This is a genomic window from Pseudomonas sp. BP8 (assembly GCF_017875955.1).
Classification (GTDB): Bacteria; Pseudomonadota; Gammaproteobacteria; order Pseudomonadales; family Pseudomonadaceae; genus Aquipseudomonas.
In genome coordinates this window covers 452842-465822 of sequence record NZ_JAGINK010000001.1, presented here as the reverse complement: position 1 = coordinate 465822, position 12981 = coordinate 452842, and the positions used below count along the sequence as shown (strand labels likewise).

Below are 12981 nucleotides of genomic sequence, written 5' to 3'. Positions count from 1 at the left end.
TGAGGTGTCTGTGATCAAGACCAAGAAGCGCTTCATCGCCGGGGCGGTATGCCCGGCCTGCAGCGAGCCTGACCGCTTGACGATGTGGAACGAGGATGGTGTACCGCACCGTGAGTGCGTGGCTTGTGGCTTTTCCGACACGCTCAATGAACAGGGCCTTTCGGTGCCCAAGGAACTCGGTACCCGGGTTAACCAGCAGGCGGTCAAAGCCGAGCCGGTAAAGGTGCAGACGGTGCAGTTCTTCCCCAATCCGAAGCTGAAAAAGCCGACCGAATGAGGTTGGCCGGCCCTGCGCGGTTAGCGTCCGCGCAGGGCCACTGCTGTCAGCCTCTATCGAGGGTGGTAGCGGGTTAACAACGCTGCCATCGCTGCCCGTTCGACACTCAGGGGTTCTTACCACCACCTGAGATAGCTCATGTCGACGTTAAACCTCCCCTTCCCGGAAAACACCCCGCTGGACTACAGCCAGCTGACCCCGGCACAGATGCGCGCCTATCTGGAGCAGCGGGTTAGTGAGCATGAACTCGCTATCGAGCGGATTATCGAGAACCAGAGCGAGCTGCCTACCTGGGATGATCTGGTGCTGGCGGTTGATGATTTGGACGCCTCGCTGTTGGGCACCCGTTATGTGATCGTGCCGCTGCTGTACCAGAGCGATGAGTGGTCGGCGGTAATCATCGACGGCTACGAACGGGTCGATAGTCGACTCAAGCACAAACTCAAGGATGCGCGCCTCTATCAGCTCTACCTGAGGTTGTTCGACAGCGCTATAGGCAGACACCTCGACGCACACCAGCGAGTAACGCTGGAGCTGATCTTGCGGGATTTTCGCCTGGCCGGCGTACTGCTCGATGATGCTGCCAAGGCGCAACTCGAAGAGATCGAAGCGCAAATTCGCACTCTGGAATTAAGCTATTCCGACAACATTGCCCGCTCAGTCAGCGAGTCGACGTTGTCTGTCCCTGACTTGGCCAGCCTGGATGGGCTTGCGCCATGGCAGCTGTCCCAATTGCAGGAAATGGCGCCAGCGCCCTCCAGCACAGACGGCCTGCCATTGACCTGTGATGGGCTCGCCTACCGATTCATCCTCTGCCACGTGCATGATCGCAGCCTGCGAGAGCAGATGTACCGGCTCTATCAGACCCGTGGCAGCCATCCGCAACTTTCGCTGGACAATGGCGTCGTCCTTCAGCAATTGGCCGAGCTGCGAGAAGACAAGGCACGCCTGCTGGGCTTCGATAACTACGTCCAGCTGGGCATGCAGGGCAAAAGTGCGGGTTCCGTAGAGCACGTGCAGGCGTTTCTCGGCGACCTGGCGACGCGCATCGGCCCGGTCATGCGCGTTCAGCAGGAACAGCTGCAACGCCTGGCAGCAGAGCACGGGCTTGAGCAGGTCCAGCCCTGGGACATCGACTACCTGCTGGCATTGCAGGTGCAACAGAGGTCAGGCTTGTCCGAGGAGCAGATCCGTGATCATTTCCCTTTGCCCACCGTCGTCCAGGCGCTGATCGACCTGGCGCAGCAGCTGTTTGGCGTTACCCTGCAGCGATGGAGCGAGGCCCCCGCCTGGCACCCGAGCGTGCTCACCTATGAGGTGATCAAGGACCACGCCTCGCTCGGCTACCTCTATCTGGATCTCCTCCAGCACCCCGCCAAGCAGCCGGAGGCGGTGTACACGGCTTACCTGTGGAATCGTCGGGTAAACGCCGAAGGCCGTTATCACGGCGCCGTCGCGGCGGTCATGTGTGACATTGCGCCAGGCCCGGACGGTGCCCAACCGTTGCTCGACCATGAAGCCTTGCGCAAGCTGTTCCATGAGTTCGGCCACGCCTTGCACCACTTGCTGGTGCGTACGAATAACCATCTCTTGTCCGATCTGATGAGGCTTGGCTCGGATGGGGTGGAAATTTCCGGCAAACTGCTGGAACGCTGGGCTTGGGATGCCGACTACCTGGCGAGTATCTCTGCGCACCATGAGCTGGGGCACTCGCTGACGGCTGCCGAGTTGCAGGATTGGCTCGACGCTGGCAAGAACGACAGCATCCGCGAATGCGCGAAGATCCTCGGCGATGCATTGTTCGACCTCGACCTGCACCTGTCCCCCCGGGATGGCCGCACTCTCGAGCAACGCGTGCTCGACAATCATGCCCGCGCCGCACGCTGGCCGCTGGCAGGTTTCGAGCGACCAATGCATGCCTTCGATTACCTGGTGACAGGCTATGACGCGGGGTACTACGCCTACCTGTGGTCGGATGTGTATGCCTTCGACCTGTTTTCACGGTTCGAGCAGGCGGGGTTGCTCGATCAGCACACCGGCTTGGCGCTGCTCGAAGCGTTGTTCGCGCCGGGCATTTCGCGGCCACTGAAAGCCAGTTTCGAGGCCTTCATGGGGCGCCCGGTGAGCGCCGAGCCTTACCTGCAATGGCGTGGACTGGCCTGATCGCCGCCTGCTGACAGAAGGTGCTGGAACATTCCGCTGATCAACTATACTGTATATGGATACAGTATAGGGATGAGTGATGTTGACGCCAGCACCGCAAAAGGGCCGTGGCACCAGCCACAATCCGCACAACCGCTTTGCCCCGAGCCAGTCGGTGGCTGAGGATGACGGCTGGTATCAGGAAGTCCCCGTGACCCAGGGCACCGAGATCCGCATCGAGACGGCCAAGACCATCATCACGCGCAACACCTCTCCCGACCTGCCCTTCGACCGCTCGATCAACCCTTACCGCGGTTGCGAGCACGGCTGCATCTACTGCTATGCCCGCCCCAGCCATGCCTACTGGGACCTCTCTCCCGGCCTGGACTTCGAGACCAAGCTGATCGCCAAGACCAACGCTGCCGAGGTGCTCGAACAGCAGTTGAGCAAACCGGGCTATGTCTGTGCGCCGATCAACCTGGGCTCCAATACCGACCCCTACCAACCCATCGAACGCGAGCAACGCCTGACCCGGCGCTTGCTCGAGGTGCTGCTGCGCTACCGTCACCCGGTGACCATCGTCACCAAAGGCTCGCTGATCCTGCGTGACCTGGATGTGCTGGCCGAGCTGGCCAGCCAGCGCCTGGCGCGGGTAATGATCAGCCTCACCACCCTCGATGATGAACTCAAGCGAGTGCTTGAGCCCCGTGCCGCCGCGCCCAAGGCCCGCTTGCGGGCCATCCGCGTACTGCGTGAGGCGGGTATACCGGTGGGTGTGCTGTGTTCGCCGATGATTCCAATGATCAACGACAACGAGCTCGAACAGCTGCTCGAGGCCGCCAAGGCCGCGGGGGCGCAGAGCGCGGCATACATGATGTTGCGTTTGCCACTGGAGGTGGCGCCATTGTTCGAGCAGTGGCTGCAGGATCACTACCCGCAGCGCGCTGCACATGTGCTCAGCCTGATTCGCCAGAGCCGTGGCGGCGAGCTTTATGACAGCCGGTTTGGTACGCGCATGCGCGGCGAAGGCGTATTTGCCGAATTGCTTGCGCAGCGTTTTGCCCGGGCGATGCGCCGGTTGCAGTTCGAGGGGCGTGAGGCACAGGCGCTGGATTGTTCGGCGTTTTGCCCACCGGGGGGACAGATGGCGCTGTTCTGACCCGTACCCCCTCCCCCGAAAACCCGTGTTTAACTCTGCGCGTGATGTTTAGTGCGACTAATGCCCAACAATATTTTTACTAATGACTCTTGGCCTTTGATGTTTTTTTGCTATTATCAAAGTCCCGCCCCTTGAAGCTGGAACGCCCGTTCTAGAGCCTTCAAATTAAGTTTCAGTTAAGTTTTCCCTAGTAGCGTAGGAAATCAGTCCACACCGACTGTGATTAATAGCCCGTGCGCGTCATCTAATTCCACGCATAGACTTAAACTTTCACCGGTAAAATGGAACTTACCAACACACCGTCAAGAGGATGAATCATGCCCGTCAAGGACCCATCCAAAGCCACTCCGGCCGATGCCCCCGCCGAGAGCGCCGATGCCGCCCTGAAGCATATCGTCGACGGCTTCCTGCGCTTCCATCACGACGTGTTCCCGGAGCAGCAAGAGCTGTTCAAGAAGCTCGCCACCGCACAGACGCCGCGCGCCATGTTCATCACTTGCGCCGACTCGCGGATCGTTCCAGAGCTGATTACCCAAAGCTCGCCAGGCGACCTGTTCGTGACCCGTAACGTCGGTAACGTCGTGCCGCCCTACGGCCAGATGAACGGCGGCGTTTCCACCGCCATCGAATATGCGGTGATGGCCTTGGGCGTACACCACATCATCGTCTGTGGTCACTCTGACTGTGGCGCCATGCGTGCGGTACTCAACCCCGATTCGCTGGAGAAGATGCCCACCGTCAAGGCCTGGCTGCGTCACGCCGAAGTCGCCCGCACCGTGGTCGAAGACAACTGCTCCTGCGGCAGCGAGCAAGAGACCATGCAAGTGGTGACCAAGGAAAACGTCATCGCCCAGTTGCATCACCTGCGCACTCACCCTTCGGTTGCCTCGCGCCTGGCCGCCGGCCAGCTGTACATCCACGGTTGGATCTACGACATCGAGACCAGCCGTATCGAAGCCTACGACGCCACCAGCGACAGCTTCCTGCCGCTGACCGCAGGCGAGCCAGTACCCTGCGCTACTCCGAGAGGCCGCTACTAAGCGACCCTGACACCTGAACGACCTTGATAGCCGGCCGCACCCATAAGGGCGCGGTGCGGCTTTCGGCTGCCTTGAATTTCCCTGACTGCCTTGCCGGCATCCCTGCTGGCGGCCCGCGCCTGCGCGTTCGTCAGGGCCCAAACGTGCCTACGGCCAGCGGAATGGCCGTGCGACAGAGAAAGGAGAAACAGGGTGAACAAGACACAGATAAAAGCGGCCCTGCCGCGTGAGTTGCTAGCGTCGGTAGTGGTCTTCCTGGTGGCCCTGCCGTTGTGCATGGGCATCGCGATTGCCTCAGGCATGCCGCCAGCCAAGGGGCTGATCACCGGTATCATCGGCGGCCTGGTGGTCGGCTTCATTGCCGGCTCGCCGTTACAGGTCAGCGGCCCTGCTGCAGGCCTGGCGGTGCTGGTGTTCGAGCTGGTACGGCAACATGGCATGGCCATGCTCGGGCCGATCCTGCTGTTGGCGGGCCTGCTGCAACTGCTGGCCGGGCGTTTTCGCCTGGGCTGCTGGTTCCGGGTCACGGCACCGGCGGTGGTGTACGGCATGCTCGCCGGGATCGGCGTGCTGATCGTGCTGTCACAGGTGCATGTGATGTTCGACACCGCGCCACAGCCATCGGGCTTGCAGAACCTGTTGGAATTCCCCGCTACGCTGGATGCGGCGATGCCGCTGGAAAGTGCTGGCGCTGGCTGGCAAGCCGGTGTGCTCGGGCTGGGCACCATCGCCATGATGTGGGCGTGGGAGCGCTGGCGGCCGCAGCGCCTGCGCTTTGTGCCAGGTGCGCTGCTCGGGGTGGCGACGATGACAGTGATCAGCATGTGGCTGGCATTGGAAGTCAATCGCGTGGTGGTACCGGCAGACCTGTCCGAAGCTATCGACTGGCTGCGGCCTGACGATTTGTTGAAGCTGGCCGACCCGACCCTGCTGGTGGCGGCCTTTGCTCTGGCCTTTATCGCCAGTGCCGAAACCCTGCTGTCGGCGGCGGCGGTAGACCGCATGCACAGCGGCCAGCGTTCGGACTTTGACAAGGAGCTGTCGGCTCAGGGCATCGGTAACATGCTCTGCGGTGTACTGGGTGCGCTGCCGATGACCGGGGTGATCGTACGCAGCTCGGCCAACGTGCAGGCTGGGGCGCAGACCCGTGCTTCGGCGATCTTGCATGGTGTCTGGCTGTTGGCGTTCGTGGTGGTGCTGAGCAGTGTGCTGCAGCAGATTCCGGTGGCGAGCCTGGCCGGTGTGCTGGTCTATACCGGTATCAAGCTGGTCGACTTCAAGGCCTTTCGCGGGCTGGGTCGCTATGGTCGCATGCCGATGTTCACCTACGCCGCGACGGCCCTTGCGATCATCTTCACCGACCTGCTGACGGGCGTCTTGCTGGGCTTTGCCTTGACCCTGTTGACCCTGGCGTTGAAAGCCGCGCGGTTGAAGATCAACCTGGTCGAACTGGAAAAGCCGGGGCACCTGGAACTTCGCCTGAGCGGTGCGGCAACCTTCCTCAAGGTGCCCGCACTGACCCAGGTGCTGGAAGCTGTGCCAGCCGGCACGCACTTGCACGTGCCACTGGCGAACCTCAGTTACATCGACCACTCGGTGCTCGAGCTGCTGGAAGACTGGGGCCGGGCGAACCGTGCCAGTGGTTCGCGGCTGCTGATCGAGCAGCGTGGACTCAAGCGCAGGGTCGAGGGACGCTTACGCACGGCTGCGCAGGTCTGAGGTCAGTCTTCTTCGACCACTTTGACAGACGGCGAACCGGGCCAGGTACCGTACAGGTTGATGGTCCGGGCGCCGCCGACCCACTGGCTGACGGGGGTTGCCCAGTGCCTGCGAAGGGTCTCGTTCTGGCCGACGTTGACGAACTCGGCCTTGAAGTCGAGGCGACTCGCAGCCATGGGGATGTTGAAATTGTGCGATAGCCCCCCCGGGATGGTGATCGGGCCTTCTTCAACGCGGCCTTTGCCAGGCAGGTCGTAGGCCAGGGTAACCTTGGTGAGGTAGGTGGTCGCTGAGCTGGCTTTGCTGTCGACATGCATACGCAGCGTGCCGATCTGTTGCACCCAGACGGGTATGACCAGTTTACCCGGGCCAAACGAGGCGAAACTGTAGGCCACCGGCAAGGGCGCAGTGGCTTTCTGGCCATCCTGCGCAGGCAACGTGTGCGATTCGACTGCCGAGCTGTTACGCGAGGTCAGGAACGTGGCTGCGCCTTTTCCCGAGATGCCGTTTTCCCCCAGCAACGTATTGAGGCCACTGGCCGTGCCGCTCATGGAAAACGTGGCATCTTTGCTCTTGGCTCCGGCATTCACGCCGCTATCGGCATAGATCACGTTGGTCACCACGCCAAAGCCTTCGGCAATCCTGCCGTTGCTGGCCATGCCGACTTTCTCGGCCTGGGCGTACAGCCAGTCGAACTGATCACGGAGCAGGGCCAGATCCTTCAAGCGGTGTTCGGAGTTAAGGGCAAATTCGGAAACGATCGACTGCTCTTTGCCAAAGGCCCACTCGATGGTCAGGTCGGGTTTGACCTGTGCGCCAGTGGCAGGGTCGAACACGGTGCCGGAAATGTTGGCTTTGGTTTGGTTGCGGGTGACATCCTTGGAGCTGATCGACCAGCGCCGGCCTTGCTCCATCTTGATCACTTCCGCGTTGGGCAGCACGTCGTTGACCAATGTGAAGTCGCCGGACGAGGGGTCTACGATACCCACCGCGCCAGGTTTGATGACCGGGTTCAGGGCCCAGTTACCCCATAATGTCGAGCGACTGCCACGCAGCAGATCGGTGTACAGCCTGTTCCATTTGAGCGCCATGCTTGCTTCCTCATCGAACTGAATTCGCCGACCTCGTGGTCGGGGGAGGAAGACCGTAGCAATTGGCCGTTTTAGCGGTCAGCGGGAGCGCTTTCCGGAGCAGCTCCCGCTACATGGGTGACATTCGGCCATCAAGCCACGTGGCTCAAGCCGGCTGGCTGAGCTCGACACCTAACCGTCGCGACAGGCACGGCCAGCGTTTCCAGGCCTCGCCGGTTTCGGGGCTGCTCAGTTTGGCACGATAGGCCTCGACCGATTCCAGGGCAAAGCTCTCGTCATTGAGCATCTCGTCCACCGAATGATGGACAACCTCATCCAGCTGGTTGGCAAATGCTTCACCGATCAGCTGATGCGCGATGAGATTGGCCACGGTGGTGTCCGCCGGGATCAGCGGCTGGCCGAAATGCTTGATGTACAGGTCATTCACCTCCTCCACCAGGCGATGCGCCAGATACGCCTCATCCAGCAGGCAATCCAGCCCCACGTGGCCTTGCATGACACTCGGCGGCTGCTGGAAGTAAGCCTCGGCAATCTTCAGTACCGGTTTGATCTGCGATTCGATACCGGCTTCAAGGGCCACTTCATGGGCGGCCTCGAGCAGTTCCGGAACCTCATCGATGTAGGCGCAGACGAAGCGCGCCAAAGTACCCTGGGCATCCTGCTCGGGGAGTTGAATCGTAGGATGCAGATGAGGCAGTTGCGCCTCCAGACGCTGTTGCAGTTGGCCGGTCCGGCTCTCATGTTGATGGGCTTCTTTGATCTGCTCGCGTACAGCAGCGATGTTCATGACAACTCCAGGGACAAGGGATGACAAATGGAAGACAGCTTTTACGGAAGACTCTAAGTTAGCTCGGTATACGGAATACCTAAGACGTATTTGTTATAAAACGCGCAAACGTGTGCGCAGTCAGCTATATATCTTGGCCATTATTGTGCCATGCATCAGCATTCATGCGGCTTCCAGCGGTTTTTCCTGTTTCATGACGATCATTTCACAGGCTGCATTGCGCGCCATTAGTGGCTGTCTATACTCGGGTTGAACGTGATTCGTTGATGAGGCCCGCCTGCAGTTTGCAGAGGAGCTCGGTCGTCGAAGTAGGCTGTCTTGACCGCCGCCCCCCCTTGCCCAAGGTCTATGCCTCCGGGACTACAAGAACGATAAGGGGAACCCGCAATGATGCGACATCCACATGTCTGGATGGGCCTTCTGTTGTGGTCGGTTTTCGGTCAGGCGCAGGCCGCATGGACCGTCAACATGGCGCCAGGGGCGACGGAAGTCTCCCACGCAGTGTTCGATCTGCACATGACCATCTTCTGGATCTGCGTGGTCATCGGCATCGTGGTGTTTGGCGCGATGTTCTGGTCGATGGTCATCCACCGCCGCTCCACCGGCCAGCAGCCAGCGCACTTTCACGAGCACACGTGGGTAGAAATCCTCTGGACCGTAGTCCCCTTGCTGATCCTCGTGGTGATGGCCATTCCGGCCACCAAGACCCTGATCGACATCTATGACGCCAGCGAGTCGGACATCGACATCCAGGTCACCGGCTACCAGTGGAAGTGGCACTACAAATACCTGGGTCAGGACGTCGAGTTCTTCAGCAACCTGGCCACCCCCGCCGAACAGATCCAGAACAAGGCACCCAAGGACGAACACTACCTGCTGGAAGTCGACCAGCCGCTGGTGCTGCCGGTTGGTGCCAAGGTGCGCTTCCTGGTCACCGCTGCCGACGTCATCCACTCCTGGTGGGTACCGGCGTTTGCGGTCAAGCGTGACGCCATCCCAGGCTTCGTCAACGAGGCCTGGACGCGCGTCGAGAAGCCCGGCATCTATCGCGGCCAGTGCACCGAATTGTGTGGCAAGGACCACGGCTTCATGCCGGTGGTGGTCGAGGTCAAGTCCAAGGCCGACTACGACACCTGGCTGAGCGAGCGCAAAGCCGAGGCAGCCCAGCTCAAGGAGCTGACCAGCAAGGAGTGGACGCTTGAAGAGCTGGTCGCCCGCGGCGACAAGGTCTACCACACCACCTGCGTCGCCTGTCACCAGGCCGAAGGTCAGGGCCTGCCGCCAATGTTCCCGGCCTTGAAAGGCTCGAAGATCGCCACCGGGCCTCTCGAAGAGCACTTGGGGATTGTCTTCCACGGCAAGCCCGGCACCGCCATGGCTGCGTTCGGCAAGCAGCTGTCGGAAGTCGATATCGCCGCCGTCGTCACCTACGAGCGCAATGCCTGGGGCAACAACAAGGGTGACATGGTCACGCCGAAGGATGTGCTGGCGCTCAAGCAGGCAGAAGCCAAATGAACCGCTATCCCCGTTGCAGCCAGTGGATTGCAGGAGACAGGACATGAGTGCAGTGATCGATGACGACCACGGCCACGGCCATGAACACGCGCATGGCCCGGCCAAGGGCCTGATGCGTTGGGTGCTCACCACCAACCACAAGGACATCGGCACGATGTACCTGTGGTTCAGCTTCGCCATGTTCCTGCTCGGTGGCTCGTTCGCCATGGTCATCCGCGCCGAGCTGTTCCAGCCCGGGCTGCAGATCGTCGAGCCGGCCTTCTTCAACCAGATGACCACCATGCATGGTCTGATCATGGTCTTCGGCGCGGTGATGCCGGCCTTCGTCGGCCTGGCCAACTGGATGATCCCGCTGATGGTCGGCGCGCCAGACATGGCCCTGCCGCGGATGAACAACTTCAGCTTCTGGCTACTGCCGGCGGCTTTCCTGTTGCTGGTCTCGACCCTGTTCAGCCCTGGCGGCGGGCCGAACTTCGGCTGGACCTTCTACGCCCCGCTGTCCACCACCTACGCCCCGGCCAGCGTGACCTTCTTCATCTTCGCCATCCACCTGATGGGCATCAGCTCGATCATGGGCGCAATCAATGTGATCGCGACCATCCTCAACCTGCGCGCACCCGGCATGACCTTGATGAAAATGCCACTGTTCGTCTGGACCTGGCTGATCACCGCCTTCTTGCTGATCGCGGTGATGCCGGTGTTGGCAGGCGTGGTGACCATGATGCTGATGGATATCCACTTCGGCACCAGCTTCTTCAGTGCAGCGGGCGGCGGTGACCCGGTGCTGTTCCAGCATGTGTTCTGGTTCTTCGGCCACCCCGAGGTGTACATCATGATCCTGCCGGCGTTTGGCGCGGTCAGCTCGATCATCCCGGCGTTTTCGCGCAAGCCGCTGTTCGGCTACACCTCGATGGTCTACGCCACGGGGGCGATCGCCTTCCTGTCGTTCATCGTCTGGGCTCACCACATGTTCGTGGTCGGCATCCCGGTGGTCGGCGAGCTGTTCTTCATGTACGCAACCATGCTTATCGCGGTACCTACCGGGGTCAAGGTGTTCAACTGGGTCAGCACCATGTGGGAAGGGGCGCTGACCTTCGAGACGCCGATGCTGTTCGCCATCGCTTTTGTCATTCTGTTCACGATTGGCGGTTTCTCTGGACTGATGCTGGCGATTGCCCCGGCGGACTTCCAGTATCACGACACCTATTTCGTGGTGGCGCACTTCCACTATGTGCTGGTTCCGGGGGCGATTTTCGGCATCTTTGCCTCGGCCTATTACTGGCTGCCGAAGTGGACCGGCCACATGTACGACGAAACCCTCGGCAAGCTGCACTTCTGGTTGTCGTTTGTCGGCATGAACCTGGCCTTCTTCCCCATGCACTTCGTCGGCCTGGCCGGCATGCCGCGGCGCATCCCGGACTACAACCTGCAGTTTGCCGACTTCAACATGGTCTCTTCGATCGGCGCATTCATGTTCGGCGCTACGCAGATCTTCTTCCTGTTCATCGTGATCAAGACCATTCGTGGCGGCGTACCGGCGCCGGCCAAGCCATGGGACGGTGCCGAAGGGCTGGAATGGTCGGTGCCATCGCCAGCGCCGTACCACACCTTCCAGACTCCACCGGAAGTGAAATAGGAGCGCGTCGATGACTGGCCTGCCGCTCAAACGCCTGGTGCGCCGCCTGTTGCTGCTGACGGTGGTGATGTTCGCCTTCGGCTTTGCTCTGGTGCCGATCTACGACGTGATGTGCAAGGCTTTCGGCATCAACGGCAAGACCGGCGGCCCCTATGAAGGGAGCCAGGTCAGCGACCCCTCGCGCACGGTACGTGTGCAGTTCTTGTCGACCAATGCCAGTGACATGGTCTGGGACTTTCATTCACGCGCCGATCAGATCGAGGTCAACCCTGGGGCCGTCAACCAGATGATCTTCGTCGCCCACAACCCGACCGACAAACCCATGAGCGCCCAAGCCATCCCCAGCATCACCCCGGCCGAGGCGGCTGCGTATTTTCACAAGACCGAGTGCTTCTGCTTTACCCAGCAGGTCCTGCAACCCGGTGAACGCATCGAAATGCCGGTGCGCTTCATCGTCGACCGTGACCTGCCGGGCAACGTCAAGCACCTGACCCTGGCCTACACCTTGTTCGACATCACCGCTCGCCACCCGCCAGTCGCGCACGTTGCGACCGAGGGCGTCCAGCGCGCCCGCTGAGGGAAGGAGAACAGCAATGGCAAGTCACGATCACTACTACGTCCCGGCGCAGAGCAAATGGCCGATCATCGCCACCATCGGCATGTTCATCACGGTGTTTGGCCTGGGGACCTGGTTCAATGATCTGAAGGCCGGCCACCCTGAATCGCACGGGCCGCTGATCTTTTTCGCCGGTGCGCTGTGCCTGGCCTACATGTTGTTTGGCTGGTTTGGCGCGGTGATCAAAGAGAGCAAGGCCGGCCTCTACAGCCCGCAGTTGGACCGCTCGTTTCGCTGGGGCATGGGCTGGTTCATCTTCTCCGAAGTGATGTTCTTCCTGGCCTTCTTCGGTGCGCTGTTCTATGTGCGAGTGCTGGCCGGGCCGTGGCTCGGCGGCGAGGGCGCCAAGGGCGTCGCGCACATGCTCTGGCCGAGCTTCGAGTTCGCCTGGCCGTTGCTGCACACCCCAGACCCGAAACTGTTCCCACCGCCCAAGGATGTCATCGACCCGTGGCACCTGCCGCTGATCAACACCCTGCTGCTGGTCAGCTCCAGCGTGACCATCACCATTGCCCACCATGCCCTGCGCAAGGATCACCGTGGCCCACTGAAGCTGTGGCTGGGGCTGACCATTTTGCTGGGGCTGGCGTTCGTCGCGTTGCAGGCCTACGAGTACCACGAGGCCTACAACGAACTGGGGCTGACGCTGGGCTCGGGTATCTATGGCGCGACGTTCTTCATGCTCACCGGCTTTCACGGTGCCCACGTGACCTTGGGCACGATCATTCTGATCGTGATGTTCTGCCGCGTGTTGCGTGGGCACTTCAATGCCGAAAAACATTTCGGTTTCGAAGCGGCCAGTTGGTATTGGCACTTTGTCGATGTGGTGTGGATCGGGCTGTTCATCTTTGTGTATGTGCTCTAACAAGCACACCGCCTGACCCTGTAGGAGCGGGCTTGTCCCGCGAAACCGGCAAAGCCGGTGCCACACACCACGGTAGCTGGACCGGCCTCTTCGCGGGACAAGCCCGCTCCTACAGGGGAGATGTTGGAATGCAG

The 12981-nt window shown here is 61.0% G+C and carries 11 protein-coding genes; 9 read left to right on the top strand and 2 right to left on the bottom strand.

Annotated elements, in window-relative coordinates; genetic code table 11:
- Positions 1–4: 4 nt before the first annotated feature.
- The 5 genes from J3B00_RS01975 (at position 5) to J3B00_RS01955 (ending at position 6337) form a co-directional block, all read left to right on the top strand.
- Positions 5–277, top strand: coding sequence for a YheV family putative zinc ribbon protein (locus tag J3B00_RS01975; protein WP_209874528.1), 273 nt, complete (start codon positions 5–7; stop codon positions 275–277).
- A 138-nt stretch (positions 278–415) separates the two neighbouring features.
- Complete coding sequence (locus J3B00_RS01970; RefSeq protein ID WP_209862873.1) at positions 416–2440, top strand: M3 family metallopeptidase; 2025 nt, start codon at positions 416–418, stop codon at positions 2438–2440.
- A gap of 79 nt (positions 2441–2519) precedes the next feature.
- Positions 2520–3578, top strand: coding sequence for a PA0069 family radical SAM protein (locus J3B00_RS01965; RefSeq protein WP_209862870.1), 1059 nt, complete (start codon positions 2520–2522; stop codon positions 3576–3578).
- A 317-nt stretch (positions 3579–3895) separates the two neighbouring features.
- Entirely contained in the window at positions 3896–4618 is a 723-nt protein-coding gene (locus J3B00_RS01960) for a carbonic anhydrase (RefSeq protein ID WP_209862867.1), read from the top strand.
- A gap of 192 nt (positions 4619–4810) precedes the next feature.
- A complete protein-coding gene (locus J3B00_RS01955; RefSeq protein ID WP_209862864.1) occupies positions 4811–6337 on the top strand; it encodes a SulP family inorganic anion transporter in 1527 nt (508 codons plus the stop codon).
- Between the two features lie 2 nt (positions 6338–6339).
- Here J3B00_RS01955 and J3B00_RS01950 read toward each other — a convergent pair whose 3' ends face one another.
- Together J3B00_RS01950 and J3B00_RS01945 are read right to left on the bottom strand one after the other, a co-directional pair.
- On the bottom strand, positions 6340–7428 hold the full coding sequence (locus tag J3B00_RS01950) for a hypothetical protein (RefSeq protein ID WP_209862861.1): 1089 nt from the start codon (positions 7426–7428) through the stop codon (positions 6340–6342).
- Between the two features lie 145 nt (positions 7429–7573).
- Entirely contained in the window at positions 7574–8215 is a 642-nt protein-coding gene (locus J3B00_RS01945) for a hypothetical protein (protein WP_209862858.1), read from the bottom strand.
- A 387-nt stretch (positions 8216–8602) separates the two neighbouring features.
- Here J3B00_RS01945 and coxB point away from each other — a divergent pair, with 387 nt between their 5' ends.
- The 4 genes from coxB to J3B00_RS01925 are packed head-to-tail and all read left to right on the top strand — an operon-like array spanning position 8603 to position 12847.
- Entirely contained in the window at positions 8603–9730 is a 1128-nt protein-coding gene (gene coxB, locus J3B00_RS01940; protein WP_209862855.1) for a cytochrome c oxidase subunit II, read from the top strand.
- A gap of 43 nt (positions 9731–9773) precedes the next feature.
- Positions 9774–11366: a cytochrome c oxidase subunit I gene (gene ctaD / locus J3B00_RS01935; RefSeq protein ID WP_209862852.1), complete on the top strand. Its 1593-nt coding sequence runs from the start codon at positions 9774–9776 to the stop codon at positions 11364–11366.
- A 10-nt stretch (positions 11367–11376) separates the two neighbouring features.
- Entirely contained in the window at positions 11377–11943 is a 567-nt protein-coding gene (locus J3B00_RS01930; RefSeq protein ID WP_209862849.1) for a cytochrome c oxidase assembly protein, read from the top strand.
- A 16-nt stretch (positions 11944–11959) separates the two neighbouring features.
- Positions 11960–12847 carry a cytochrome c oxidase subunit 3 gene (locus J3B00_RS01925; RefSeq protein WP_209862846.1) on the top strand — a complete coding sequence of 296 codons (888 nt, stop codon included), beginning with the start codon at positions 11960–11962 and terminating at the stop codon, positions 12845–12847.
- The last annotated feature ends 134 nt before the right edge of the window (positions 12848–12981 follow it).

What these genes read in the sequence shown, in the direction of transcription:
- J3B00_RS01970 (WP_209862873.1), top strand. Translation starts at nt 416, where the DNA reads ATGTCGACGTTAAACCTCCCCTTCCCGGAAAACACCCCGCTGGACTAC.
- J3B00_RS01965 (WP_209862870.1), top strand. Translation starts at nt 2,520, where the DNA reads ATGTTGACGCCAGCACCGCAAAAGGGCCGTGGCACCAGCCACAATCCG.
- J3B00_RS01960 (WP_209862867.1), top strand. Translation starts at nt 3,896, where the DNA reads ATGCCCGTCAAGGACCCATCCAAAGCCACTCCGGCCGATGCCCCCGCC.
- J3B00_RS01950 (WP_209862861.1), bottom strand. Translation starts at nt 7,428, where the DNA reads ATGGCGCTCAAATGGAACAGGCTGTACACCGATCTGCTGCGTGGCAGT.
- J3B00_RS01945 (WP_209862858.1), bottom strand. Translation starts at nt 8,215, where the DNA reads ATGAACATCGCTGCTGTACGCGAGCAGATCAAAGAAGCCCATCAACAT.
- coxB (WP_209862855.1), top strand. Translation starts at nt 8,603, where the DNA reads ATGATGCGACATCCACATGTCTGGATGGGCCTTCTGTTGTGGTCGGTT.
- ctaD (WP_209862852.1), top strand. Translation starts at nt 9,774, where the DNA reads ATGAGTGCAGTGATCGATGACGACCACGGCCACGGCCATGAACACGCG.
- J3B00_RS01930 (WP_209862849.1), top strand. Translation starts at nt 11,377, where the DNA reads ATGACTGGCCTGCCGCTCAAACGCCTGGTGCGCCGCCTGTTGCTGCTG.
- J3B00_RS01925 (WP_209862846.1), top strand. Translation starts at nt 11,960, where the DNA reads ATGGCAAGTCACGATCACTACTACGTCCCGGCGCAGAGCAAATGGCCG.